Raw genomic sequence first — 24843 nt, forward strand, 5'->3', positions numbered from 1 at the left:
TCACCACACCTCGGCGGTCAGACCCCACGAGCCGAGCTCCTCGACGACCAGTCTCTTCAGGAAGTCCAGGTCGGGCACACGGTCGGGCTCGGCGGCGACCAGGTTGAGCGTCGTACGCGGCCCCGACTGGATCAGCCAGGAGATGATCCCGCCGCCGACGTCATAGGCGTCCTGGGCGGTCGCGTTCTGGTAGCCGGCGAGGCCGGCCACGAGACGTACGTCCTCACCCATCGCGTAGCGGTAGTCGTCGGGGAGCTGGGGCAGGTTGGAGGCCATGCACGCCGCGGCCGGCGGCTGCGGGAGCTTGTCGAGCACGGCGTCGGGCAGCATCTGCATCATCGCCAGCGGCACCGGGACCAGCCCCGGGCCGGCTTGGCCGAGACGGATGTAGGCCGCCTTGGAGAGCTTCTTGATCTCGGCGAGATCGCGCTTGTCGAGCACGTCACGGGGCACCTCGACCATGGCCACGCGCGTCGAGTTGGAGCGTACGTCCCCGGGCTGGAAGTCGCTCATCGGCAGCGAGACCGGGACGTCGCCCCGGTCGACCGGCACGTGGTCGATGCGGACGAGCAGGTCGGCGACGACGTTGATGAACCAGGCGTTGGTCGAGCCGCCGTGCTCGGCGGCGATCTTCGTCATCGTCTCGGTGTCGAACTCGGTGATCATCCGCGGCATCCGCCAGGCCTCGGGCTTCGGGTTCGGGGTGGCCTCCGGGTAGACGCGGGGCGCCTTGGTGGCCAGGGCCGCGGTGCCGTCCTTCTTCGCCTGCCGGCGGGCCTTGGTCCAGTCACGGACGGCGCGCCACTGCGCGCGACTGTCGGCGGCCTCGGCACGGAGGCGGTCCCAGCCGTTGGCGGGCGCCGGCGGCAGCCGCAGCGGCTCGCCGCGGGAGGCACGGCACACGGCGTCGAGCACGGAGCCGCCGTCTCCGACGGCGTGGGCGAGCAGCATCGAGACGACCGAGGTGCCGTCGTCGAGGTTGATCGCGGTGAGCCGGTAGGTCAGGCCCTCGTGCGGGTCGAGGTGGTCGCTGTGACGTTCCTGGAGCCAGTCGGTGATCTGGGCGACCGGGAGGATCTCCTCGTAGAGCTCGAGCGACGGCTCGCGGTCGGCGTTGGTCCACAGGTCGCGGGCTCCGGGGAACTTCGCCCGGTGCAGCTTCCGCGACAGCCCGCCCTCGGCCAGGCCGGCGGCGATGTAGCGCAGCCGGTCGGCGTCGTAGGGACTGTTGAGCCGCCAGATCCACTGGTTGGCGATCGGACTTCCGAGACCGCGATGGCGGCGGGCGAAGAGGTCGTCGGCGAACTGCAGGCGGCCGGAGTTGTCGATCGGTGCACGGGTGGCAACGGGCATGGGGGAGTCCTCGAGATTGGCGGGCGGCCGGGCAGAGGCCCAGCGAGATCACACAGCGATAGCGCGCGCAGGGGGAGGAGTCAATCGGAGTTTGATACGTCATGTAAACCCCCGGGGGCAATAAAGAAGTGTGGCGATTCCCACGTCCGGGGGCGGTCGAATTCGGGTGCGGACCTGTGTGCACAATAGGCCGCGACGTGGACGACATCGCTGTCGTCCCAGGCGGGTCGCCTTCTCGGGCTACGGCGTTCTTGAGGTTCGTTCGGGTCCCCGAGAAGACGTTTTGCCGCAACGAGCCCCCCACCTCAGAGAGGAACTCCACCTCCGATGGAGTACACCGAGCTGTCCGCGTACGACGTACCCCCGGGCGAGGTGACCGCGTGGATCCCCGCTGCGGAGCCGGGTGCCTGGGTCGACGACGAACGCCGGCTGTCCCACAACCACGAGCTGCACCTCGACACCGCCGAGGCGGGCTCCTGGATCGGCTCGATCATGCGGTTGCCCGGGCAGCTCGACACCGCGGCGCTTGGCCTCGCGCTCCGTGCCTGGATCGGGCGTCACGAGGCGCTGCGCGGGACCGTCGTGGAGACGCCGGCCGGCCGGCGCCGTCGCGCGGTCGCCGCTGCTGACGTGTCGGTGACCACCACCGTTCTCGGCCGGTTCGACGGCGAGGACGCCCGCGGCCGGATCTCGGACTTCCTCGCCGATCACATCGACCCCTCGGCCTGGCCCTACGTCGTCTTCGCGACGGTCGCCGACGCCGACGGCTTCACCCTGGTCTTCGGCGCCGACCACGGCGTCATGGACGCCTACTCCCAGCTGCTCTGGTTCGAGGAGATCGCCTCGCTCTACGAGCGGGCGCTGGCCGGCGAGCCGTTCGCCGAGCTGTCCGCGGCGACCACCGGCAGCCACGTCGACCACGCCGCCGCCGAGCGGGTCACCGGCGAGACGATGTCGCTGGAGAGCGAGTCGGTGCAGGTCTGGCGCGACTGGCTGACCGGACCCGACGGGGGACTTCGGTTCGCCGACTTCCCGGTCACGGGCATCACCGACGTACCCGCCTCGGCGTCGCCGTTGCCGCAGGCGAGCCTGTCGCAGTGGCTCGGCGACCCCCGCCAGGCCCGTGCCCTGGGCGAGCTGTGCAAGAGCGCGGGCGTCTCGTTCCAGGCCGGGATGATGGGCGCGATGGCGTACGTCCTGCGCGCCCAGCACGGCGTGGAAAAGATGCGTTTCGTGGCGCCGATGCACACCCGCTACACCGCCGAGCACGCCGCCGCGGTCGGCTGGTACGTCGGCCTCGTCCCGATCACCCTCGACATCACCGGCGCGACCACGCTGCCCGAGGTCGCCGGCCGCGTCCAGGCCGCGCTCGCCGCGGCGAAGCCGCTGGTCCCGCAGCCGTTCGCGCGGGTCGCCGACCTGCTCGGCGTCGACGACGCCCCGCACTTCGTCGTCACCTTCGTCGACACCCGCTTCATCGCCGGCGCCGAGCGCTGGAACGACTGGGACGCCCGTACGCTGCGTGCCCCCGTCCGCGCCGACGACGAGGTCTACCTGTGGCTCGTGCGTGACCGGGACGGCCTCAACGTCTCGACCCGCTACCCGGAGACGGTCGCCGCCGAACGGGTCGTGCGCGACCTGATCGGCGGGATGAGCGGGCTCCTGGAGGAGATCGCGCGCCCTGAGGCCACCGAGCTGGAGGGCACCGCATGAGGATCGGGGCGCTCGCGGAGCTGGCACCGGCGCCGGGCCGAGTGGTCGTGCTGCGGCCGACGGCCGGGTGCCGGGCCGCGGCCGACGCCGCGCCCGTCTCTCCCGGAGCGCCGTCCTTCCTGCAGGCCGACCATCTCAACGCCTACCGGGCCAAGATCGGCGCCGGCGGGGTGCACCGGGCCTGGACCGGCACCGCCGGGGAGTTCGACGTGGCCTTCGACGAGCCGGCCTACATCGCGGCGCTGACCTCGTTCGTCGCTCGTCACGAGGGGCTGCGCACCTGGTTCGACCTCTCCGGCGCCACGCCGGTGCGCCGCCTCGTACCGGCTGACGCGCTCGACTTTGAATCCGTCGAGGTCGAGGCGCCCGCCGACTGGACCGGTGGCTGGCAGGAGCTTCTGGTCAGCCTGTGGGACGAGCAGTGCCGCCCCGACTCCTGGACGCCGTTCCTGCTCGGCGCGATCGTGCGCGAGGAGGGCTTCACCTACTTCTGGGGCTGCGACCACGCCTTCACCGACGGCGCCTCGCAGCTGATGGTCCCCGCCGAGCTCGGCGCGGCCTACGCCGCGGCCCTCGGAGCCCCGTCGCCGGACCTGCCGGGGGCCGACAGCTTCGTGACGTACGCAGCCGCCGAGCAGCAGCTCGCAGCCGAGTGCGACGCGGAGACACCGGCGGTGCGGGAGTGGGTCGACATCGTCTCGCGTCACGGCGGGCGGCTGCCGCGGTTCCCGGTCGACCTCGGGCTGGCGCCGGGCGAGACCGCGCCGGTCCGGATCCGGTCCTGGACCGCGCTCGAGGACGAGGCGGTCGACGAGCTCGAGGAGCTCTGCCGTGCTGCCGGTGGCCGGTTCACCAGCGGCGTCTTCGCGCTCCTGGCCCATGCCGAGCAGCGCCTGAGCGGCAGCTCGGACTATCTGGGGATCACCGTGCTCGGCACCCGGTCGCAGCAGACCGCGACGTCGCACGGCTGGTTCTGCAACTTCGCCCCCGTCTCGATGCCGCTGGGGGAGACCTTCCCCGAGACCGTGCTCGCGGCGGAGAAGGCCTTTGGCACCGCCCGCGAGCTGGCCCGCACCCCGGTCCACGTTGCGCTGGGTGCGATGGTCGCCGGCGGGGTGCTCGCGCCGACCGAGCTGGCCAGCCCGCAGATGGTCTCCTACCTCGACGTACGCAAGTTCCCCGGTGCCGGGACCACCCCGTTCGACACCGGCCTGCACTTCACCGGCGAGGGCCGCACCGCCAACGCGAGCCTGTGGGTCAACCGCTTCGCCGACCGCTTCGAGCTGGCCACCCAGAGCCCCGACACCGAGCAGGGCGGACGGGCGGTGGCGACCTTCTTCGAGGCGCTCCACGACGTGCTCGCCGACCTCGGCCTGCCGGTACGCCCGGTCGATGCCCACCAGATCATCGGGACCGGACATGCTGGTCACGACCGCTGACCTGTGGGAGCCCCGGCCGGGCACGCTGCTCCGCTGGGACCTCTCCGCTCCCGCCCACGGCGCACCCGCCGAGCTCTCGCTCAACCAGCGCAACCACCTCGCCGGTGCGCTGGCCGGAGGACCGACCGTCTGGCTGGCCGCCGCCTTCGATGTCGACGGCCCCATCGAGCCGGTCGCGCTCTCGCGCACCTGGCGGGCCTTCCTCGCCCGCCACGGCAGCCTGCAGCTCGAGGTCGTCGCCGGGTCCGAGGCGCTCCAGGCCCGGCGGCACCACCCCGGCACGCTCATGTGGTCGGTGACCTCCGTCGGCCACACCAGCACCGTCGAGGAGACCCGCGCCGCGCTGCATGCGGCCCTCGACGAGCGGTGCGGGCCGTTCGCCTATCCGGCCTTTCTGCCGGCCGCGATCTCGCGCCCGGACCGCTCCACGATCGTCCTCGGCATGGACCACCTGCACTGCGACGCCCACTCGGTCGCGGTCGCGGTCGAGGAGCTCGCCCACCTCTACGCCACCTTCACCGAGGGCGGCGACGAGCCGTCGCTGCCGCCGGTGAGGTCGTTCCTCGAAGCCGTCGCGGAGGGAGCCGACGGCCCCGCCTGGGTCGGCGCCGACGACCCGCTGCTGCGTGGCTGGCGTGAGTTCCTCGGCGGCCGCGGCCACCGGCTGCCGACCTTCCCCCTGCCGCTCGGACTCGAGCCGGGGGAGCGGGCCGCCCAGGCCACCGCCGTTGCCCCGCTGGCCGACGCGGCCCTGATGGACCGCATCGGCGCCCGCGCCCGCAACAGCGGTGCCTCGACGTACGCCGCCGTGCTCGCGGCCCTCGCCACCGCGATCTCCGACCTCGGCGGCGGTGACCGGCTGGACACGATGGCGCCGGTCTCCACCCGCTCCGCGGACGCCCTGACCCGCTCGATCGGCTGGTATACCACCACCGTCCCACTCACCGTCCCCGCCTCGCTCACCGACGTGGGCCTGGCCGAGGCCGGCGACGCGGTCCGTCATGGCGTACGCCTCGGGTCGGTGCCGCTCGACCAGGTCCTCGGCTCGCTCACCGGGCCGCTGGTGCAGACCCGCAACGACGTCTTCGTCGTCTCCTGGGTCGACTATCGGCACGTCCCCGGCGGCTCGTCCCACCTCGACCGCGACGCGCAGCACATCTCCGCCTCGACCCAGGCCGACGACGTACAGATCTGGTTCTCCCGCACCCACACCGGCCTCGCCGTCCGCGTCCGCTACCCCGACACGGCGGTGGCCGCAGCGTCCGTCGAGGCTCTTCTGGACCGCCTGCGCCACACCCTCGCCGAGCTCTCCCGTCAGCCCGACGACCTCGCCGTCCTCCGCGCTGAGCCCTGAGTCCCGCCAGGATCAGCGCGCGTAGAGCTGCCGAATGACGTCCTCGATGTCGGGCTCGTGAATGGAGAGGTCGGCGACGTCGTACGCAGCGGCGACCTGCGCGACGAGCGGCGCGGCGGAGGCGCCGGCGGGGAAGGAGAGCCACTGGCGGGGGCCCTCGACCTTCACGACCCGAGCGCCGTCGATGGCGATGGCGGAGGCCTCGTCGACGAGATCGACGACGAGGGTGCGCGAGGCGTCGCCGTTGGCTCGCAGGGAGGGCAGGGGGCCGTCGAAGACGGCGGTGCCGTGGTCGATGACGATGACCCGGTCGCACAGCGCCTCGATGTCCTGCAGGTCGTGCGTGGTGAGCATCAGGGTCGTCCCACGCTCGTGGTTGAGGGCGCGCAGGAACTCCCGCAGGCGGCCCTTGGAGATGACGTCGAGACCGATGGTCGGCTCGTCGAGATAGAGGATCTCGGGGTCGTGGAGCAGCGCCGCGGCGATGTCGCCGCGCATCCGCTGGCCCAGGCTCAGCTGCCGCACCGGGGTGTCCATCAGGTCGCCGAGGTCGAGCAGCGCGACGTGGTCCTCGAGGTTGCGGCGGAAGGTCTTGTCGGGGATCCGGTAGATCCGCCGCAGCAGCTCGAAGGAGTCGCGCAGCGGCAGGTCCCACCACAGCGACGTACGCTGCCCGAAGACCACCCCGATCCGCCGGGCCAGCTCCCGGCGCTGGCGAGACGGCTCCAGGCCCGCCACCCGCGCCAACCCGCCGGAGGGCACCAGGATCCCGGTGAGCATCTTGATCGTGGTCGACTTCCCGGCGCCGTTGGGGCCGATGTAGCCGACCATCTCACCGGCGTCGATCTCGAAGGACAGGCCGTGCACGGCTTGCTTCACCACCGACGTACGTCTCATCAGACCCGCCTTCTTGCGGATCGTGAACTCGCGGGAGAGGTCCCGCACCTCGATCAGTGGCACATCAGCTCCCGGTCGATCGGTATCGGCGAAGCCCCTGGCGCCACACGAGCGTGGTGACGCCGACCAGCACCAGCGCGGCCAGGGGCGAGGCGAAGCGGTACCAGTCCGGGGATCCGAACGGGTCGGTGCGGCCGAGCAGGAACAGGCACGGGTACCAGTTCACGAAGGCCAGTGGCAGCAGGTAGGTCAGCGACCGGACGACCTCGCGCGGGAAGATCGTCATCGGATACTGCATGATCGTGTTGCCGCCGTAGGTGAAGGCGTTGGCGAACTCGGAGGCGTCCGTGGTCCAGAACTGGATCGTCGAGAAGGTCACGAAGACGCAGAAGTAGATGACCACACCCGAGACGAGCGCCACCACCAGCACCAGCAGGCGCTGCGGGTTCCAGTCCACGATCGGTGCCGCCCAGGCGAAGACCGCGATGCCCTGGGCGATCTGGCCGAGCCGGCGCAGCTCGAACCGGTCGGCGCACAGCTGCACCAGCACCGGGACCGGCTTGGTCATCATCGCGTCGAGATCGCCGCTGCGTACGTATCGCCCGATCTTCTCCACGCTCCCGACCAGCATGTCGGCGACCCGGAACGCGATCGAGGTGACCCCGTAGAGCAGGGCGATCTCGCGCAGCGTGAAGCCGCCGTAGGTGTCGATGTGGCTGAACATCAGCCAGATCGCGACGAAGTCGAGGAAGGTGATCAGTACGCCGCCGACCGTCATCGTCCAGAACGAGACCGGATACGCCATCGCCGCCCGGATCCACAGCAGCGCGATGAGCCAGTACGAGCGGATCGCCTCCGTCGCGGGTGATCGAGCCTGTCGAGATTCAACCACCCTGGACCACCACCTTGCGGGTCGCGGCACGCAGCACGAGCGCGCAGACGCCCAGGAGGACGACCGCCCACAGCACCTGCAGCCCGATCGCGGCGAGCATGTCGAGCCCGGTGTGGCGGCCCAGCCAGATGTCGGCCGGGGTCTGGATGTAGGAGGCGAACGGCAGCGCCAGCGCCACCTGGCGCAGGCCGTCGGGGAAGAGGTTGAGCGGCAGGGTCAGCCCGCTGAAGAAGGTGGCCAGCACGCTCAGCAGCACCCGCGGACCGGTCGCGTCCAGGAGCCAGAACGCGCTGGCGGCGAAGAGGAAGCGGACCGCGAAGCTGACCACCACCGCGAGGACGACGCTGACCAGGAACCCGACCGCGCCGGCGGGGGAGGGCATGACCAGCCCGAAGAGCAGCGCACCGACGATGGTCGGCGCCACGCCCCGGGTCGCGAAGTGGTAGAGCCCGCGGCCGAGGTCGGCGGCGAGATACCAGCCGAGGACGCTGACGGGACGGTAGAGGTCGACGGCGATGTCGCCGTTGCGGATCCGCTCGGCGAGGTCGTCGGTCGAGCCGCCGCTCCACAGCGCGATCGTCATCAGCAGCGCCTGCCCGATCCAGACGAAGGTGACCGCCTGGTCGGCCTCATAGCCGCCGGCCGACGGGTTCTGCTCCCACAGGGCCAGATAGGCGAAGCTGAGGATGATCCCGAAGACCGAGTTGGTGAAGATCCCGGCGAGCGTAGCCGCGGTGTAGGTGGAGTAGCGGCGGAACGAGCTGGTCGCGATCGCGGCGTACAGACTCAACTGTGGATGCAGCGCCCCGGACACCTGACGTACGTTGGCACAGGAGGGCCTGCGTACGCCACGGGGTTTCCTGGAATAACGTTGATGCAGCAACTGTTTGCCGAGTAGTTCGGATTTCAACTATCGTGGAAGAGTCCACGAAAGGGGCAGGGAACCATGGGTATGCAGTTCGGCATCTTCACCGTCGGTGACGTCACGATGGACCCGACGACCGGTAGGACCCCGACGGAGAACGAGCGCATCAAGGCCACCGTCGAGATCGCCAAGCACGCCGAGGAGGTGGGCCTGGACGTCTTCGCGACCGGTGAGCACCACAACCCGCCGTTCATCGCATCCAACCCGACCGCCACGCTTGCCTACATCGGCGCCAAGACCGAGAACATCATCCTGAGCACGGCGACCACGCTGATCACCACCACCGACCCGGTGCTGATCGCGGAGGACTACGCCAAGATCCAGCACCTCACCGACGGCCGCGTGGACCTGATGATGGGCCGCGGCAACACCGGCCCGGTCTACCCCTGGTTCGGCAAGGACATCCGCCAGGGCATCAACCTGGCCATCGAGAACTACGCCCTGCTGCGCCGGCTGTGGTCGGAGGACGTGGTGGACTGGTCGGGAAGGTTCCGTACGCCGCTGCAGGGCTACACCTCGACTCCGCGGCCGCTGGACGGCGTCGCGCCGTTCGTCTGGCACGGTTCGATCCGCTCGCCCGAGATCGCCGAGCAGGCTGCGTACTATGGCGACGGCTTCTTCCACAACCACATCTTCTGGCCGGCCTCGCACACCAAGCAGATGGTGCAGCTCTACCGGCAGCGCTTCGAGCACTACGGCCACGGCACCGCCGACCAGGCCATCGTCGGGCTGGGCGGGCAGTTCTTCATGCGGCCCAACTCCCAGGACGCGATCAACGAGTTCCGGCCCTACTTCGACAACGCCCCGGTCTACGGCCACGGTCCCTCGCTGGAGGACTTCAGCGAGGCCACCCCGCTGACCGTCGGCTCGCCGCAGCAGGTCATCGAGCGGACGCTCTCGTTCCGTGAGTACGTCGGTGACTACCAGCGCCAGCTCTTCCTGCTCGACCACGCCGGGCTGCCGCTGAAGACGGTGCTGGAGCAGCTCGACCTCTACGGCGAGATCCTGCCGACCCTGCGCGCGGAGTTCGCGAAGCTGCGCAAGCCCGGTGTCCCGGACGCCCCGACCCACGCCTCCCTGGTGGAGAAGGCCGGCGGCGCGAAGGACTCGACCGTCTACGCCGAGGGCGACTCGGCCACCGGCTCCTCCGACCGCGACCTGAGCGACCCCGAGGTCGCCAAGGTGCTCGAGGGGGAGCTGTGACCCGGATCGTCGTCGTCTCCGCGGGGCTGTCGGTCCCGTCCTCGACAAAGCTGCTCGCCGACATGCTCGGCGAGGCCACGACCCGGGCCGTCCAGGCCCGGGGCGCGGAGGTCGAGGTCGAGCACGTCGAGCTGCGCGGCCTGGCCCACGAGCTGACCGACAACCTGCTCACCGGGTTCGCCAAGCCGGCGCTCCAGTCGGCCATCGACCAGGTACGGCGTGCCGACGCCGTCATCGCGGTGACACCGGTCTTCTCCGCGTCCTACTCCGGCCTGTTCAAGACGTTCTTCGACGTACTCGAGCAGGGCGTCCTGGACGCGAAGCCGGTCCTGATCGCCGCGACCGCCGGCACCGCCCGGCACTCGCTGGTGCTCGAGCACGCGCTCCGGCCGCTCTTCGCCTACCTGCACGCGGTGGTCGTCCCGACCGGGGTCTTCGCCGCCACCGAGGACTTCGCCGGTGGCCCGGAGCTCCCCAAGCGGGTCGATCGTGCGGCCGCCGAGCTGGCTGCCCTGCTGGCCGTGGGCGGCACGCCCACCCCGGCGCCGCACCGGACGCTGGTGGAGGACGAGTTCGCCAACCCGACGTCCTTCGAGACGCTGCTCAAGCGGGCCTCCGAGGGGCCGCCGGAGTTCTGACCGGGCGGGGTTCCCTTCGGCTGCCGATGTGAACACGGGCGCGAGATACCGGGGGTTTGCGGGGAAGTGCGACAGAATGCGTCTCGACCGCTACCCCCAGCACCGAGCGGAGCCGTTGTGTCCAGCTATGAGCCGAGCGTCGTCGTTGCCGACGAGTCGCCTCTTCTTCGTGCTGGACTCACCGCCCTGCTCGCGCGTGGTGGCTACCAGGTCGTCGCGGACGCCGGGGACGCCGAGGCGCTCGTCCAAGCCGCGACCGACACCCTGCCCACGCTGGTCGTGACCGACGCCCGGCTGGGCCCGGACGACGAGGGCATCAGCGCCACTCTCCGGCTGCACGAGAAGGTGCCGGAGATGGGCGTCGTCGTGCTCGCCGACTCGGTCGACACGGCCTTCGCGGCCGCCGTCTTCGCCAGCACCGGCACCGGCGGTCTCGGCTACCTGCGCAAGTCTCGCGTACGCACCGTCCCGCACTTCCTCGACGTCGTCGGCAGGGTGGCGTCGGGTGAGGTCGTCGTCGACCCGGAGGTCATCTCCTGGATGGTCGAGGCGTCGCCGGACGCCGATCCCGATGCGATCGCGAGGCTGACGATACGCCAGAGCGAGGTGCTGGGCCTGATCCACGCCGGGTACCCCGACCGCGCGATCATCAGTAGGCTCTTCAGCGGCAGGCGGCAGTTCGAGCGGTGTCTGAGCGAGATGTTCCTCGCGTTCGGGCTGTCCCGCGACGTCGAGCACCGGCGTACGCCGACGCTGCTGACCCACCTGGCATCAGGCTGACGTGGGAGTCCTGAGGTCACCCGGTGACCTCAGGACCCCCACGTCGGACCTCAGTGCTGGTAGGTGCCCACCACGACGGCGCGGGCCAGCGCCTTGAAGGCCAGGTTGAAGGAGACGACGGCCGGGGTGACCTGGTCGTCCACGCCCAGCGTCTCCTCGCCGACCGCGTGGACGACGAAGTAGTAGCGGTGGACCTGGTCGCCGGCCGGGGGAGCGGCGCCGCCGAAGTCCTTGGTACCGAAGTCGGTCGCGACGTGGAACGCCTTGCCCGGGAGTTCGGCGGTGCCGGCGCCGGCACCGGCGGGAAGCTCGGTCACGTCGGCGGGGACGTCGACCAGGACCCAGTGCCAGAAGCCGCTGGGGGTCGGCGCGTCGGGGTCGAAGCAGGTGATGACGTACGACTTCGTCCCCTCCGGCGCGCCGCTCCAGCTGAGCTGCGGCGAGGTGTTGCCACCGTCGTAGACCTGGTCCTGCTTCAGCGGCTGGCCGTCGGTCACGTCCTCGCTGTTCAGCGTGAAGGAGGGGAGAGCGGGCATGAGGGAGTAGGGATCCGGCTTCACCGGACGATCGAGTGCCATGTCCACCAACGTAGTCCGCGAATCGACCCGTTGTCAGGCCGCACCCCGGTGTTGGGCGAGGATGTACCCATGAGTTCTGAGCATGCCGTTCCCTATCCCGCCGGCCTCATCCTCGAGGGGCGGAGGGTGGTCGTCGTGGGTGGTGGCCGGGTGGCGCAGCGGCGCGTGCCGGCGCTGATCGCCGCGGGGGCGAGGGTCGAGGTCGTCTCGCCGTCGCTGACCCCTGCCCTGGAGGGGCTGCTCGGCTCGGGCGAGATCACCTGGCACCGGGCCCGCTTCTCGGCCGACGTGCTCGACGGCGCCTGGTACGTCATCGCCGCGACCCAGAATGCTGACGTCAACGAAGAGATCTCGGCCGCGGCCGAGGAGCGACGGATCTTCTGCGTACGCTCCGACGACGGCACGCAGGCCACCGCCTGGACCCCGGCGACCGGACAGGACGGCGACCTGACCATCGCGGTGCTGGCCAACCGCGACCCGCGGCGCTCGGCGGGCGTACGTGACCGGATCCTCGACGGGCTGCGCTCTGGGGACCTGATCGCACCGCACGAGCGTCAGCGCGTGCCCGGAGTGACCCTGATCGGTGGCGGCCCGGGTGACCCCGGGTTGATCTCGGTGGCCGGCCGCAAGGCCCTGATGGAGGCCGACATCGTCGTCGCCGACCGGCTGGCGCCCCGAGAGCTGCTCTCCGAGCTGCCCGCCGACGTCGAGCTCGTCGACGTCGCCAAGCTCCCGCGCGGCCGCTCGGCCCAGCAGGAGGAGATCAACCGGATCATCGTCGAGGCTGCCCTGGAGGGGAAGGCGGTCGCGCGCTTCAAGGGCGGCGACAACTTCATCTTCGGCCGTGGCTTCGAGGAGGTGCTCGCCTGCCGTGAGGCCGGCGTCCCGGTCCACGTCATCCCCGGCCTGACCTCGCCGGTGACGGTCCCCGGCGTCGCCGGGATCCCCGTGACCCACCGCGGTGTCGCGCACGAGTTCACCGTCATCTCCGGCCACGTCCCCCCGGGCGACCCCACCTCGCTGACCAACTGGTCCGCCGTCGCCGGTCTGGGCGGCACCCTGGTCCTCCTGATGGCCGTCCAGAACGCCCCCGCGATCGCGACCGCCCTTCTCGATGGCGGCCGCGAGCCCGGCACCCCCGTCGCCGTCATCTGCGACGGCACGATGCCCACAGAGCGTACGGTCTTGGCCACCCTCGAGACCCTCGAGAAGACCCTTGCCGACGAGAACGTCCAGCCCCCGGCGATCATCGTCGTCGGCGAGGTCGTCCGCGTCGCCCACCCGGACTTCTTCTGAGGGCTGGTCGAGTCGGCGCGCCGTCGACTCGTTGTCATGAGTGATCTCTTACGGTCGCCTCATGGGTCTTGTGCTGTGTCAGTGCGGTGAAACGGCGTGCGATGATCGCACTTGTGCGATCATCGCGTGGATGCGATCATGAGCATGGAGGTTGAGCTTCACGACGAGGTCGTGAAGTGGCTGGACGCTCTGAGCGATGAAGAGTGGGGTCGAGTCGTGGTGATCGTGGATCGGTTGGCCGATCTGGGGTTCCGCGCTCGGATGCCGCTCTCGCGGAGCCTTGGGGAGGGTGTATTCGAGCTCCGTTTCACCCTGGGGTCGACCGCGCGGAGGATCACCTACAGGTTCACGAACGATGCTCGGATCATCCTTCTGACGACGTTCCACAAACAACGAGACAACGAGCGCGGCGAGGTGGCCAGGGCCCGCAAGGCAGCGGCCGAGTGTGCCCGGCGCTATCCCTAGGAGAGCAACATGGCGAACTACTCCCGCTGGTCTGACGTGCGGGCGGAGCGACCTGTCCCGTCCGACGAGACGAGGACAAGTGTCGAGCAGGACCTTGCTCTCGGCCAGCTGATCTACGACCTGCGTACGGCGGCAGGACTGAGTCAACGCGAGCTGGCCTCGCGGATGGGTACGACGCAGTCGGTCATTTCCCGCCTCGAGGAAGGTGGAGGGGCGCGCAACCGGATCGACACCCTGGCGCGGGTCGCGACCGCGTTGGGACGACACCTGGTCCTCTCGTTCCCCGAAGAAGTGCCGGGGGACATGAAGGACTCGGTGCAGGTCGCCTGACCATGGCTGAACTCATCGAGATCTCCGACCCCGCTGACCCACGGCTCGCCGACTACCGCGACCTTCGCGACGTCGAGCTGCGGAAGTCGCTTGAGTCGTCGGAGGGTCTGTTCCTGGCCGAGGGGGAGAAGGTCGTACGCCGGGCCGTGGGCGGTGGCTTCGAGCCGCGCTCGTTCCTGATGGCGCCGAAGTGGCTCGACGGGCTCGCCGACACGCTCGCCACGACCGATGCGCCGTGCTACGTGATGAGCGAGAAGGCCGCCGAGGAGGTGACCGGCTTCCACGTGCACCGCGGTGCACTGGCGTCGCTGAAGAGGCGGCCGCTGCCGTCGGTCGACTCGGTGCTCGAGGGCGCCCGCTCGGTCCTGGTGCTCGAGGACATCGTCGACCACACCAACGTAGGCGCGATCTTCCGGTCGGGCGCCGCGCTCGGGTTCGACGCGGTGCTGCTGGCGCCACGCTGCGCCGACCCGCTCTACCGCCGCTCGATCAAGGTCGCGATGGGCGCGGTCTTCGCGCTGCCGTGGACTCGCCTGCCGGACTGGTACGAAGCGCTCCCGTCCCTCTCCGCTGCCGGCTTCACCACCGTCGCCCTGACCCTCGCCGACGACGCCGTCGACATCGAGAAGGCCGTCGAGGGCGTCGACAAGGTCGCTCTTGTCCTCGGCTCGGAGGGTCACGGCATCTCCCTGCGCTGGCAGCAGGCCGCCGACCGCCGCGCGATCATCCCGATGTCCGCCGGCATCGACTCCCTCAACGTAGCCGCCGCCACCGCTGTCGCGTGCTACGTCACCGCCCGCCGCTGACCGGCCGAGAATGTAGTTGTGGGCGACGAAGATCTACTTTCGTCGCCCACAACTACAGATTCGGCGTCCACAACTGCGGACTCGGCCGGGATCTCAGACCAGCTGCCACCAGACGGTCGTGTCGCCGGGGAGGGCGGCGGTGGCGTCGGTGACGGGCACGGGGCCCGAGGAGGAGAGGAGCACGCGGCCGGGGGCGGCGATGCGTACGGGCTCCTTGGTGGTGTTGACCGTGCAGGCGAAGCCGTCACGCTCGAACCAGAGGACACCGGCGGGGGCCTCGTCGTGCCAGGTCACCGCGTCGCCGGCACCGAGGCCGGGGACCTCGCGGCGGGTGCGGATGGCGGAGCGGTAGAGCTCGAGGGTCGAACCCTCGACACCCGTCTGGGCCTCGACGCTCAGATCCCCCCACTCCGCCGGCTGCGGCAGCCACGAGCCTCCGTCGCCGAAGCCGTAGGACGAGCCCGACCGGCTCCACGGCAGCGGCACCCGGCAGCCGTCGCGGAAGCCGTCCTGGCCGTTGGCGCGGTGGAAGGACGGGTCCTGGCGGACCTCGTCGGGCAGGTCGGTGACGTCGGGCAGGCCGAGCTCCTCGCCCTGGTAGACGTACGCCGACCCGGGCAGCGCGAGCATCAGCAGCGTCGCCGCACGAGCTCGGCGAAGCCCGAGCGCGCGATCACCAGGCGTACGGATCTGGGTCCCCGACCCCGGCGGGTTGGCGAACCGGGTGGCGTGCCGGGTGACGTCGTGGTTGGACAGCACCCAGGTCGCCGGAGCGCCGACCGGGCGCATCGCGTCCAGGGAGCTGTCGATGACCTTGCGCAGCGCCGCGGCGTCCCAGGCGGTGTCGAGGTACTCGAAGTTGAACGCCTGGTGCAGCTCGTCGGGGCGTACGTAGTTCGCCGACCGTGCCACCGTCGGCGTCCATGCCTCGGCGACGAAGATCCGGCCCGGGTAGTCGGCCAGGACGCGGCGCCACGAACGGTAGATCTCGTGGACGCCGTCCTGGTCGAAGAACGGCATCTCGTCGTTGCCGAGCAGGTGGAGCTGCTCCGCGTGGCCGATGGACGGCAGGCCCTCGGCCTTGACCAGGCCGTGGGCGACATCGATGCGGAAGCCGTCGATGCCGAGATCGAGCCAGAAGCGCAGGATGTCCAGGAACTCCGCGTGCACCTCGGGGGAGTTCCAGTTGAAGTCGGGCTGCTCGGGAGCGAAGAGGTGGAGGTACCACTCGCCGTCCGGAACCCGCGTCCACGCCGGACCGCCGAAGATCGAGTCCCAGTCGTTGGGCGGCTCCTCGCCGTTCTCACCCCGTCCGGGCAGGAAGTGGTAGCGCGACCGCATCGGCGACCCCGGTCCCTCCGCCAGCGCCTGCTGGAACCACACGTGCTCCGAGGAGGAGTGGTTGGGGACGATGTCGGCGATGACCTTCAGACCCAGCTCGTGGGCAGCAGAGATCAGCGCGCGAGCGTCGTCCAACGTCCCGTAGCGAGGGTCGACCGCCCGGTAGTCGGACACGTCGTAGCCCCCGTCGGCCTGCGGTGAGGCGTAGAACGGGCTCAGCCAGATCGCATCCACCCCCAGGTCACGGAGGTAGGGGAGTCGGGACCGAATCCCGGGAAGGTCACCGGTGCCGTCGCCGTCGCTGTCGGCGAAGCTGCGGGGGTAGACCTGGTAGATGACGGCGTCACGCCACCATTCGGTGCTGCTCATGGAGAAAGTTGCCCTTTCAGCCCTTGACGCCGCCGGCGGTCAGACCGGTGACGACGTGTCGTTGGACGAGGTAGAAGAAGATGGTCACGGGGATGGCGATGAGGACAGCGGTGGCGGCCATCAGGTTCCACTGCGCGTCGTGCTCGCTGACGAAGCTCTGCAGTCCGACCGCGAAGGTGTACTTCGAGTCGTCGATCAGGAACGTCGAGGCGAACGCGACCTCCGCGAAGGCGGTGATGAAGGCGTAGAACGCGGCCACCGCGAGACCCGGGCGAGCCAGCGGCAGGATCAGCCGCCAGAACGTACCGAACGGGGTGAGTCCGTCGATCATGCCGGCTTCGTCGAGCTCGACCGGGATGGTGTCGAAGTAGCCCTTCAGCAGCCAGGAGCAGTACGGGACGATCGTGGTGCAGTTGACCAGGATCAGGCCGAGGTGCGAGTCGACCAGGCGGAGCTGGGAGAAGATCTCGTACATCGGCACGATCAGCACCGCGATCGGGAACGCCTGCGTTAGCAGCAGGACCCACATCAGCGGCCGGTGGCCCGGGAACCGCATCCGGGAGACCGCGTAGCCGGTCGTCGCCGCCGACATCACGCCGAACAGGGTCGTGCCTCCGGCGACCACCAGCGTCGACCACAGCCAGTTGAAGAAGGCGGTGTTGGTCAGCACGAACGAGTAGTTGTCCAGCGTCGCCTTCGCGAAGATCCCGCCGGGGTGGAGGTAGTCGTCCTTGTCGGGTCCCAGGGACAGGTAGACGAGCCAGACGATCGGGAAGAGCGCGATCAGCGACGCCACCGTGAGCGTCACGTGCGTGCCCACCCGCGCGACCGGGCCGAGTTCTCCACGGCGGCGCTGGGTCGTCCTGGGCGCGTTGAGGCTAGGCGAGCTGGTCATTGCGTTTCAACCACCGGTAGTAGAAGGACGTGAAGACGATCAGGATCGCGAGCAGGAGCACGCCGTACGCCGCCGACATGGCGAAGTCGCGAGGCTGCTGCCCGAATCCGAGTCGATAGGCCCAGGTGACCAGGATCTGCGCGTCCGGCGCGGTGTTGCCGAAGAGCAGGAAGATGATCGCGAACTGGTTGAAGGTCCAGATCACGCCGAGCAGCACGACGGTCGAGCTCACCGACGACAGCCCCGGCAGGGTGACGTGGCGGAACCGCTGCCAGGCGTTGGCGCCGTCGATCTCGGCCGCCTCGTAGAGGTTCTCGTCGATCGACTGCAGCCCGCCGAGCAGGGAGAGCATCATGAACGGCACGCCGCACCAGGTGTTGACCATGATCGCGGCCGTACGCTGCCAGGTCGGGTCCTCGAGCCAGCTCGGCGAGGCGAGCCCGATCGTGTCGAGCATCGAGTTGATGACGCCGGCGTCGGCCAGCATGATCCGCCAGGCGAAGACGGTGACGAACGTCGGCACCGCCCAGGGCAGGATCAGCAGCAGGCGGTACGCCACGCGTCCGCGCAGCCGCTGGTTGAGCAGCATCGCCAGCCCGAGGCCGATCGCGTAGTGCAGGACGACGCAGGTGACGGTCCAGACGATGGTCCACACGAAGTGGGACCAGAAGCGGTCGTACGCCGCCGGGCCCCACAGGATCTCGGCGTAGTTGTCCAGACCGATGAACTTGTACGTCGCGTCGATCGTGTTGACGCCGATGGTGCGTGCCGAGTTGAGGCTGTTGGCGTCGGTCAGGGTCAGGTAGAAGCCGCGCAGGAGCGGGTAGCCGACGAGCACGCCGAGCACGATCACGACGGGCGCGACCATCGCGTAGGCGTACCAGTAGCGGCGGTAGGAATCTCGCATGCGCTGGACGGGGCGGGGCGCCCGCCGCCGAGACCGCGGGGTCTCGGCGGCGGGCGCTGGTGCTGTCAGAGTCATCGGATGACGTGGTCTTCCTGGCTCACTTGGAACTGGGTCACTTGGAGAAGTCGGGCAGCAGGTCCGCGAAGGCCGTCTCCAGCGTGGCCAGACCCTCGTCGAGGGTCTCGGCGCCGGAGGCGATCTTCGGCAGCTCCTGGTCCATCGGACCCCACAGCGAGGAGTACTCGGGCAGCTCGGGTCGCGGCTGGGCGGCCGGGAGCACCGTCTGGAAGCCGGCGATGCCCGGGTCGGCCTTGACCTCGTCGGTGTAGGCGTCGTCGCGGGTCGGGAGCGTGGAGTTCTTCAGCGCGATCTGGGCCTGGGTCTCGGCCGAGGTCATGAACTTCACGAACGCCGCCGAGGCCTCCTGGTGTGCCTCGTCCGAACCGGCGTAGATCGACAGGTTGTGACCGCCGGTCGGGGCGCCGGCCTCGCCGGTCGAGCCGGCCGGGACGGTGGCGATGCCCAGGTTGTTCTTGTCCTGGAACGCCGAGCCCTTGTAGAAGTTCGTGATCTCCCAGGGGCCCTGGATGATCGCGGCGACCTTGCCGTTGACGAACGCGTCCTGGATGTGGGCGTACGCGTCGGCGGTGGTGTCCGCCTTGTGCAGGCCCTCGCCGTTGAAGAGACCCTGCCAGGTGGTCAGGCCCTTCTTGGCCTCGGGCGAGGAGATGGTGATCTTCTTGGCCTCGGCGTCGACGGTGTCGGTGCCCTCGCCGTAGAGGAACGGCTGCGCGTAGTAGGCGGAGGTCGAGCCCCAGTAGCCGTCGACACCGGTCTTGGACTTGATCGTGGCGGCGTCGGCCTTGAGCTCGTCCCAGGTCGTGGGCGCCTCGGTGATGCCGGCCTTCTCGAAGAGCGCCTTGTTGTAGACCAGCGCGAGGGTGTCGGTGACGAACGGGACGCCGTACGTCTTGCCGTCGAACTCGGCCTGCTTGATCAGGTTGGGCTGGAAGGCGTCCTTGTCCTCGAGCGCCTCGGTGTCGTCGAGGGGAGCGAGGAAGCCCTTCTGCGCGAACGCAGGCGTCCAGCCGACCTCGGCACGCAGTACGTCGGGAGCGCCGCTGGCGCCGGCCGCGGTGTCGAACTTGTTCTGTGCCTGGTCGAAAGGCACGTTGACGTACTTGACCTTGATGTCCGGGTTGGCCTTCTCGAAGTCCTTGACGAGGGCCTGGTACGTCGGCGCCTCGTTGGTCGCGTTCGAGGTGTCCCACCAGGTGATGGTGACCGGGCCGTCGCTGCTGTCGCCGCTGCCACCGCCACATGCCGTTGCCGCCAGGGCGAGCGATGCCGCCACTGCGGTGGCCACGATGCCACGTCGCATGAGTTCTCCTTCGATATGGGGCCGGGCGAGGAATCCGCCCGGTGGTGTGACGAAGGTAACCCCGCGTCGAGGAGAATGTAAGAGCCTTTCAGCAAAAGTTGCAAACTTGCTGAAAGTTCTTGCAGGCCGTGTAGGGAGAGGGCATGATGTGATCGTGCCCATAACACCAGCCTCTGCCCGTCTTGCTGACATCGCGGCCCATGCGGGCGTGAGTGAGGCGACGGTCAGTCGCGTCCTCAACGGCAAGCCCGGGGTCGCCGCGGCCACGCGGGAGGCGGTGCTGGCGGCGATCGACGTCCACGGCTACGAGCGCCCGGTGAAGCTGCGCCAGCGCAGCGAAGGGCTGGTCGGCCTGATCACGCCCGAGCTCGACAACCCGATCTTCCCCGCGCTCGCGCAGGTGATCGCGCAGGGCCTGACCCGGCAGGGCTACACCCCGGTGCTCGCCACGCAGACCCCCGGCGGCTCGACCGAGGACGAGCTCACCGAGATGCTCGTCGACCGCGGTGTCACCGGGATCATCTTCGTCTCCGGCCTGCACGCGGACACCACCGCCGACATGACGCGCTACGAGAAGCTGCGCGCCCAGGGCGTTCCCTATGTCCTGCTCGACGGGTTCACCCCCGACATCAAGGCGCCGTTCATCTCGCCCGACGACCGCGAGGCGATGCAGCTGGCGGTCACCCACCTCGCCACGCTCGGCCACTCCAAGATCGGCCTGGCCGTCGGTCCCCGCCGCTTCGTCCCGGTCCAGCGCAAGATCGAGGGCTTCGTGACCACCATGGCCGACCGCTTCGGGCTGAGTGCCGAGGAGATCGAGAAGGGCCACATCCGCGACTCCTTCTTCACCCTCGAGGGCGGTCAGGCCGCGGCCTCCGCGCTCCTGGACGAGGGCTTCACCGCGATCGTGTGCGCGAGCGACATGATGGCGCTGGGCGCCATCCGTGCCGCCCGCTCGCGTGGTCTTCGGGTCCCGGAGGACGTCTCCGTGGTCGGCTACGACGACTCCCAGCTGATCGCCTTCACCGACCCGCCGCTGACCACCGTCCGCAAGCCCGTCCATGCGATGGGTCAGGCCGCGGTCCGTGCCATCCTCGACGAGATCGCCGGCACCGGCACCCCGCACTCGGAGTTCGTCTTCCACCCCGAGCTGGTCGTGCGCGGCTCCACGGCTTCCGGTCCCCGCGTCAACCCCTGACCGCCCGGAGCGGGCCGGCACGCGGCTGGCAGGATGGGCGCGTGACGATTGTGGCTGCTGCTGACGGTTCGGCGCTCGGGAACCCGGGGCCCGCGGGGTGGGGTTGGTATGTGGACGAGTCCACCTGGGCCTGTGGCGGCTGGCCGCACGGGACCAACAACCAGGGCGAGCTGACCGCGGTCCTCGACCTGCTGCGGCAGACGGCGCACACCGGCGAGCCGCTGCTGGTCTACTGCGACTCCAAGTACGTCATCAACTCGGTCACCAAGTGGATGGCCGGCTGGAAGCGCAAGGGCTGGAAGAAGGCCGACGGCAAGCCCGTCCTCAACGTCGAGATCATGAAGGATCTCGATGCGGCGATGCAGGGCCGCGACGTCCGGTTCGAGTGGATCAAAGGCCACTCCGGACACCCGCTCAACGAGGCTGCCGACAAGCTCGCCAACGGTGCCGCGCTGGCCTATCAGGCGGGTCGTACGCCGGATCCCGGGCCGGGTTTCGCGGGGGCCGTCGAGGCGCCCGCCGTCGCGCCCCAGGTCGTGCGACCCGAGCCCGAGCCGGACGACCTGCTCGGTCTGCTGAGCGCGGAGCCGGCGACGCGCGAGAAGCCCGCGGCGTACTCCTTCTCCGCCGACCAGAGCCGGATCGACCCCGACTGGGTGCACCGGATGCTCGCGCAGTCCTACTGGGCCAGCGACCGGACGCGCGAGGTGCAGGACGCGGCCAACAAGGGGTCGCGCTGTTACGGCGTCTACGACGCGGCCGGGAACCAGGTCGCCTTCGCCCGCGTGGTCAGCGACTTCGCCGCCTTCGCCTGGCTCTGCGACGTCATCGTCGACCCGGGCGCCCGCGGCCAGGGGATCGGCAAGCTGCTGATCGAGGGCGTCGTCGCCGACCTCGAGCCGTACCGCATCCGCCGGACCCTGCTCGCCACCGAGGACGCCCACGAGCTCTACGCGAAGTACGGCTGGGAGCCGCTGCCCGCGCCCGAGCGCTGGATGATCCGGGAGGGCTGAGCCCGGTCGGGGGTCCCGCTCACCCCGCGACACTGTGCCGTCGACTGTGGTCCCGAGGGCACCTCAGGACCGACTCCGAGCGGCTGGCCGACCTGTGCGACACGGTCGAGGCACGGAGGTCACGGGCGGATCTGCACCACGTCGAACTCGGTTCCGGGAGGTGCTCCCGGACCGAACGGCGGCGGGAAGCCGAGGTCGAACCGGCCGTTGACCACGGCGAGCGTGCTGCCGTGTAGGTCGACCGTGGTCGGCACCCGGAACAGGTCGGACTCGATCACCTCGACGACCTCGCCGCTGGTGAGGTCCGGCGAGAGCTTCACGCGGGCCACGGAGTTGGCGAAGTTCTGCACCACCCAGGCGGTGCGGCCCTCGAGCTGCAGCCCGTCGAGGGTGCCCGGCACCAGAGCGGGGCCGGTCAGCGGGATCTCCTGGCTCACGCCGGTCTCCGGGTCGACCAGCGCGAGGATGCCGAGCGCGCTGTGGTTGACGATCAACCACCCTCGGTGGGTCGAGTCGATGCCGTTGAGACCGAAGTCGCCGGTCTGAGCGGCAACGCCGGTCACCTCGATCGGTTCCGTCGCGCCGAACGATCCGTCCGGAAGGATCGGGACCCGGTAGATCAGGGCCGCGAACGTGTCGGTGAAGTACAGCGCGTCCCTGGTGATCGCGACGTCGTTGCTGAAGGTGGTCGCGGCCGGGCCGAGCTCGAGCTCGGCGACGGTCGACCCGTCCCGGGTGTCGTAGACCCATGCACGGCCGGTCGCACCGCCGGCCACGACGAGCCAGTGGCGTGCCTTGTCGACCCGCATGCCGACCGCCACCCGGCCGTCCTCGGGTTCGAGGTCGATGAAGGTCGAGCCCTCACCGCTGCGGAGGTCGCCGCGGTAGATGTCGCCGTCCAGCAGCGAGCCGACGTAGAAGGTGTTGCCCTCGCCGATCGCGATGCCCTCGGGCTGGAAGTCGTCGGGAAGGGGGATCGAGGACGGACGCGGCGCGGCCACGGCGGGCGCGACGAGGAGCATGACGAGAAGCGGGACGACTGCTACTGACAGCAGTCTGGTGGGGAGACGCATGGTTGAGCTCCGATCGCGGGAAGACCTCGCCTTCACGATGCGCCCCGCGAGCGGTGATGTGAATCCCCTATTCGGGGCACCCTGCTGCCGGAGCGTCTAACCGACCGCCACCGGTTCCGGTACGTCGCGCCGCCGCCCGATGGCGACGACGCCCCAGGCGACGAGGGTGAACGCCGCCGCGATGCCGACGACGTAGAAGGAGACCACCAGGTAGCCGTCCTGCAGGTGCGGGTTGAGGAACGGGTACGGATACCACCAGCCGTCCCCGGTGAGTGGGGACACGACGTACTCGCCGCGGATCAGGGTGTAGACCACCCACACGATCGGGAACGCGATGACCGCCGCGACGGCGCGCCAAGGCAGCCGTCGGCGCGGGGGAGCGAAGAGCAGGTCGACGACCAGGAACACCGGGCCGATCAGGTGGAGCACCTCGTTGGCCCAGGGTGTCGTGGCGAGCGCCAGCCCGCGCAGCAGCAGGTTGTAGACGATCCCGGTGATGGCCATGAACGTGGTGGCCGCCGCGAAGAGCACCGCGATCCATTCCGGCTCGCGAGTCTTGCGGGTCAGCGCCCACACCGCGCCGGCGACCAGGGCGGCCAACGCGAAGAGGTTCGACTCGATCGTGAAGTAGCTGAAGAAGTTCACCAGGATCGTCGCGGTGCTGGAGCCTTCCGCCGGATCGGTGCTGATTGCGTTGCGGAACTCGGCCAGGACCGCCGCGAGAATGAGCGCCGCCATCACCAGGCGCATGATCGACCAGGTCTTCGTCACCCGCTCACCGTAAAGCCACGGACGCTCGTCGCGGGGCCATTCGGCGATGAGTGGAGCCGTGTCCCGTGCTAGCGTCGTCGCGATCGTGATCCGACAGCAGGAGGTGAGTCCCGTGTACGCAACATCCACCGCGGGTGCTCCCCGCCGTCCACGATCGCGCGACTGAGCCCAGTTCCGGGAGAAGTCGCCGGGAGCGCCTGAAGAACTCCCGAAAGGCGACTCCCATGAACGCGACAACGAACACGACAACCCGGCCCCGGCCCACCGGCGAGCGGGCACTGGTCCTCGGCGGTGGTGGATCGGCGGGCAACGCCTGGCTGATCGGTGTCATCGCCGGCCTGCTCGAGGGCGGGCTGGACGTGACCGAGGCCGATCTGGTCATCGGCACCTCCGCCGGCGCGACCGCCGCGGCCCAGATCAGCGCCGCGAGCCCGGCCGACCTGCTCGCCGGCGTCCTCTCGACACCGGTTCCCCAGGCCCCGTCAGGACCGCGCGGCCCCATCTCCTGGGCCCACCTCGAGCGGACCGATGCCATCATCGCGGCATCAGCCGACGTGCCCGACATGCGGCGCCGGATCGGCGCGGACGCGATCGAGCTCGCCGCGACCGCGGGTGCGGCCGGACGGGAGCGCTGGCGCGAGACCGTCGCGGCCCGACTGCCGCGCCCGCACTGGCCGGAGAGCAACATCCTCCTCACCGTGGTGGACGCCGACACCGGTGAGCCCGTCGAGCTCGACCGCGACAGCGGCGTCGACCTGGTCGACGCGGTCGCGGCCAGCTGTGCAGGTGGCCCGGCGTACGCGATCGGCGGGCGCCGCTACATCGATGGCGGCTACCGGCGCTCGAGTGAGAACGCCGGCCTGGCAGCGGGGTACGAGCGAGTGCTCGTGCTCTCTCCGCTGGGCGGCCGGACACGTCACCCGGCCCGATGGCGCAGTGACCTCGCCGCCCAGGTCGAGGAGCTGCGCGGAGGTGGGAGCACTGTCGCGACGGTTCTTCCCGACGCGGACTCGATGGAGGCGTTCGGCGACAACATGATGAACCCGTCGACCCGGCCGCCCGCGGCCCGGGCGGGTCATCGCCAGGGCCTTCGCGCTGCCGAGAAGATCGCCGAGTTCTGGAGGCGATGAGGGCAGCCGCGGCGTACGTTCTTCCCGAGGACCTGTCGAAGTCGGCCAGGCCCGTTCGTGGAGCGAGTGAGGGGTGGCGATCAGCGCTGCCCGAAA

The 24843-nt window shown here is 70.0% G+C and carries 24 protein-coding genes; 13 read left to right on the forward strand and 11 right to left on the reverse strand.

Going from position 1 to position 24843, the window contains the following annotated elements:
• Positions 1-1353, reverse strand: coding sequence for a hypothetical protein (locus ACW14X_RS26730; protein WP_457163889.1), 1353 nt, complete (start codon positions 1351-1353; stop codon positions 1-3).
• A gap of 327 nt (positions 1354-1680) precedes the next feature.
• Between ACW14X_RS26730 and ACW14X_RS26735 the strand changes: the two genes are divergently transcribed.
• The 3 genes from ACW14X_RS26735 to ACW14X_RS26745 are packed head-to-tail and all read left to right on the forward strand — an operon-like array spanning position 1681 to position 5859.
• Positions 1681-3066, forward strand: a complete 1386-nt coding sequence (locus ACW14X_RS26735) for a condensation domain-containing protein (RefSeq protein ID WP_457163890.1) — start codon at positions 1681-1683, stop codon at positions 3064-3066.
• Positions 3063-4505 (forward strand): condensation domain-containing protein, encoded by a 1443-nt coding sequence (locus ACW14X_RS26740; protein ID WP_457163891.1) that lies wholly within the window; start codon positions 3063-3065, stop codon positions 4503-4505. Before ACW14X_RS26735 ends, ACW14X_RS26740 begins: the two co-directional genes overlap by 4 nt.
• A complete protein-coding gene (locus ACW14X_RS26745; protein ID WP_457163892.1) occupies positions 4486-5859 on the forward strand; it encodes a condensation domain-containing protein in 1374 nt (457 codons plus the stop codon). The genes ACW14X_RS26740 and ACW14X_RS26745 overlap by 20 nt, the downstream gene beginning before the upstream one ends.
• A 12-nt stretch (positions 5860-5871) precedes the next feature.
• Here ACW14X_RS26745 and ACW14X_RS26750 read toward each other — a convergent pair whose 3' ends face one another.
• The 3 genes from ACW14X_RS26750 to ACW14X_RS26760 are packed head-to-tail and all read right to left on the reverse strand — an operon-like array spanning position 5872 to position 8438.
• Entirely contained in the window at positions 5872-6819 is a 948-nt protein-coding gene (locus tag ACW14X_RS26750) for an ABC transporter ATP-binding protein (protein WP_457163893.1), read from the reverse strand.
• Between the two features lies 1 nt (position 6820).
• Positions 6821-7648, reverse strand: a complete 828-nt coding sequence (locus ACW14X_RS26755; protein WP_457163894.1) for an ABC transporter permease — start codon at positions 7646-7648, stop codon at positions 6821-6823.
• On the reverse strand, positions 7641-8438 hold the full coding sequence (locus ACW14X_RS26760; protein ID WP_160022719.1) for an ABC-2 family transporter protein: 798 nt from the start codon (positions 8436-8438) through the stop codon (positions 7641-7643). The genes ACW14X_RS26755 and ACW14X_RS26760 overlap by 8 nt, the downstream gene beginning before the upstream one ends.
• A gap of 162 nt (positions 8439-8600) precedes the next feature.
• Here ACW14X_RS26760 and ACW14X_RS26765 point away from each other — a divergent pair, with 162 nt between their 5' ends.
• The 3 genes from ACW14X_RS26765 (at position 8601) to ACW14X_RS26775 (ending at position 11194) form a co-directional block, all read left to right on the forward strand.
• On the forward strand, positions 8601-9776 hold the full coding sequence (locus ACW14X_RS26765) for an LLM class flavin-dependent oxidoreductase (protein WP_160028804.1): 1176 nt from the start codon (positions 8601-8603) through the stop codon (positions 9774-9776).
• Positions 9773-10414: an FMN reductase gene (locus ACW14X_RS26770; protein ID WP_160022721.1), complete on the forward strand. Its 642-nt coding sequence runs from the start codon at positions 9773-9775 to the stop codon at positions 10412-10414. The genes ACW14X_RS26765 and ACW14X_RS26770 overlap by 4 nt, the downstream gene beginning before the upstream one ends.
• A 117-nt stretch (positions 10415-10531) precedes the next feature.
• Positions 10532-11194 (forward strand): response regulator, encoded by a 663-nt coding sequence (locus tag ACW14X_RS26775; RefSeq protein ID WP_457163895.1) that lies wholly within the window; start codon positions 10532-10534, stop codon positions 11192-11194.
• Between the two features lie 50 nt (positions 11195-11244).
• Here the strand turns inward: ACW14X_RS26775 and ACW14X_RS26780 are convergent, their stop codons facing one another.
• Complete coding sequence (locus ACW14X_RS26780; RefSeq protein WP_350840388.1) at positions 11245-11772, reverse strand: YbhB/YbcL family Raf kinase inhibitor-like protein; 528 nt, start codon at positions 11770-11772, stop codon at positions 11245-11247.
• Between the two features lie 69 nt (positions 11773-11841).
• Here ACW14X_RS26780 and cobA point away from each other — a divergent pair, with 69 nt between their 5' ends.
• From cobA to ACW14X_RS26800, 4 genes are all read left to right on the forward strand, one after another.
• The gene (cobA, locus tag ACW14X_RS26785) at positions 11842-13068 is read left to right on the forward strand and encodes a uroporphyrinogen-III C-methyltransferase (RefSeq protein WP_457163896.1); all 1227 of its coding nucleotides are present in this window, start codon (positions 11842-11844) and stop codon (positions 13066-13068) included.
• A 126-nt stretch (positions 13069-13194) separates the two neighbouring features.
• Complete coding sequence (locus tag ACW14X_RS26790) at positions 13195-13533, forward strand: type II toxin-antitoxin system RelE/ParE family toxin (protein ID WP_457163897.1); 339 nt, start codon at positions 13195-13197, stop codon at positions 13531-13533.
• 9 nt (positions 13534-13542) lie between these two features.
• Entirely contained in the window at positions 13543-13863 is a 321-nt protein-coding gene (locus ACW14X_RS26795; RefSeq protein ID WP_160022731.1) for a helix-turn-helix domain-containing protein, read from the forward strand.
• 2 nt (positions 13864-13865) lie between these two features.
• The gene (locus ACW14X_RS26800) at positions 13866-14669 is read left to right on the forward strand and encodes a TrmH family RNA methyltransferase (protein ID WP_457163898.1); all 804 of its coding nucleotides are present in this window, start codon (positions 13866-13868) and stop codon (positions 14667-14669) included.
• Positions 14670-14762: 93 nt separating this feature from the next.
• On the opposite strand, the gene ACW14X_RS26805 is transcribed toward ACW14X_RS26800, so the two are convergent.
• The 4 genes from ACW14X_RS26805 to ACW14X_RS26820 all read right to left on the reverse strand — a co-directional run bounded on the left by ACW14X_RS26805 (position 14763) and on the right by ACW14X_RS26820 (position 19562).
• Positions 14763-16379, reverse strand: a complete 1617-nt coding sequence (locus ACW14X_RS26805; RefSeq protein WP_457163899.1) for a glycoside hydrolase family 13 protein — start codon at positions 16377-16379, stop codon at positions 14763-14765.
• Between the two features lie 16 nt (positions 16380-16395).
• Positions 16396-17274, reverse strand: coding sequence for a sugar ABC transporter permease (locus ACW14X_RS26810; RefSeq protein WP_457163900.1), 879 nt, complete (start codon positions 17272-17274; stop codon positions 16396-16398).
• On the reverse strand, positions 17258-18181 hold the full coding sequence (locus tag ACW14X_RS26815) for a carbohydrate ABC transporter permease (RefSeq protein WP_402995406.1): 924 nt from the start codon (positions 18179-18181) through the stop codon (positions 17258-17260). Before ACW14X_RS26815 ends, ACW14X_RS26810 begins: the two co-directional genes overlap by 17 nt.
• 112 nt (positions 18182-18293) lie before the next feature.
• Positions 18294-19562, reverse strand: coding sequence for an extracellular solute-binding protein (locus ACW14X_RS26820; RefSeq protein ID WP_457163901.1), 1269 nt, complete (start codon positions 19560-19562; stop codon positions 18294-18296).
• Positions 19563-19770: 208 nt separating this feature from the next.
• Here ACW14X_RS26820 and ACW14X_RS26825 point away from each other — a divergent pair, with 208 nt between their 5' ends.
• Both ACW14X_RS26825 and ACW14X_RS26830 read left to right on the forward strand, forming a co-directional pair.
• On the forward strand, positions 19771-20760 hold the full coding sequence (locus ACW14X_RS26825; protein ID WP_457163902.1) for a LacI family DNA-binding transcriptional regulator: 990 nt from the start codon (positions 19771-19773) through the stop codon (positions 20758-20760).
• A gap of 41 nt (positions 20761-20801) precedes the next feature.
• Entirely contained in the window at positions 20802-21773 is a 972-nt protein-coding gene (locus ACW14X_RS26830; RefSeq protein ID WP_457163903.1) for a GNAT family N-acetyltransferase, read from the forward strand.
• A gap of 119 nt (positions 21774-21892) precedes the next feature.
• On the opposite strand, the gene ACW14X_RS26835 is transcribed toward ACW14X_RS26830, so the two are convergent.
• Positions 21893-22846: a hypothetical protein gene (locus ACW14X_RS26835; RefSeq protein ID WP_457163904.1), complete on the reverse strand. Its 954-nt coding sequence runs from the start codon at positions 22844-22846 to the stop codon at positions 21893-21895.
• A 96-nt stretch (positions 22847-22942) separates the two neighbouring features.
• Positions 22943-23617, reverse strand: a complete 675-nt coding sequence (locus ACW14X_RS26840) for a Pr6Pr family membrane protein (protein ID WP_457163905.1) — start codon at positions 23615-23617, stop codon at positions 22943-22945.
• A gap of 224 nt (positions 23618-23841) precedes the next feature.
• On the opposite strand from ACW14X_RS26840, the gene ACW14X_RS26845 reads away from it, so the two are divergent.
• Entirely contained in the window at positions 23842-24747 is a 906-nt protein-coding gene (locus ACW14X_RS26845) for a patatin-like phospholipase family protein (protein WP_457163906.1), read from the forward strand.
• Positions 24748-24843: the final 96 nt, after the last annotated feature.

The organism is Nocardioides sp. YJ-D4, from assembly GCF_054031495.1.

Coding starts and splice junctions, on each gene's coding strand:
- ACW14X_RS26730 (WP_457163889.1), bottom strand. CDS start 1,353: ATGCCCGTTGCCACCCGTGCACCGATCGACAACTCCGGCCGCCTGCAG.
- ACW14X_RS26735 (WP_457163890.1), top strand. CDS start 1,681: ATGGAGTACACCGAGCTGTCCGCGTACGACGTACCCCCGGGCGAGGTG.
- ACW14X_RS26740 (WP_457163891.1), top strand. CDS start 3,063: ATGAGGATCGGGGCGCTCGCGGAGCTGGCACCGGCGCCGGGCCGAGTG.
- ACW14X_RS26745 (WP_457163892.1), top strand. CDS start 4,486: ATGCTGGTCACGACCGCTGACCTGTGGGAGCCCCGGCCGGGCACGCTG.
- ACW14X_RS26765 (WP_160028804.1), top strand. CDS start 8,601: ATGCAGTTCGGCATCTTCACCGTCGGTGACGTCACGATGGACCCGACG.
- ACW14X_RS26780 (WP_350840388.1), bottom strand. CDS start 11,772: ATGGCACTCGATCGTCCGGTGAAGCCGGATCCCTACTCCCTCATGCCC.
- cobA (WP_457163896.1), top strand. CDS start 11,842: ATGAGTTCTGAGCATGCCGTTCCCTATCCCGCCGGCCTCATCCTCGAG.
- ACW14X_RS26795 (WP_160022731.1), top strand. CDS start 13,543: ATGGCGAACTACTCCCGCTGGTCTGACGTGCGGGCGGAGCGACCTGTC.
- ACW14X_RS26800 (WP_457163898.1), top strand. CDS start 13,866: ATGGCTGAACTCATCGAGATCTCCGACCCCGCTGACCCACGGCTCGCC.
- ACW14X_RS26805 (WP_457163899.1), bottom strand. CDS start 16,379: ATGAGCAGCACCGAATGGTGGCGTGACGCCGTCATCTACCAGGTCTAC.
- ACW14X_RS26810 (WP_457163900.1), bottom strand. CDS start 17,274: ATGACCAGCTCGCCTAGCCTCAACGCGCCCAGGACGACCCAGCGCCGC.
- ACW14X_RS26815 (WP_402995406.1), bottom strand. CDS start 18,181: ATGCGAGATTCCTACCGCCGCTACTGGTACGCCTACGCGATGGTCGCG.
- ACW14X_RS26820 (WP_457163901.1), bottom strand. CDS start 19,562: ATGCGACGTGGCATCGTGGCCACCGCAGTGGCGGCATCGCTCGCCCTG.
- ACW14X_RS26835 (WP_457163904.1), bottom strand. CDS start 22,846: ATGCGTCTCCCCACCAGACTGCTGTCAGTAGCAGTCGTCCCGCTTCTC.
- ACW14X_RS26845 (WP_457163906.1), top strand. CDS start 23,842: ATGAACGCGACAACGAACACGACAACCCGGCCCCGGCCCACCGGCGAG.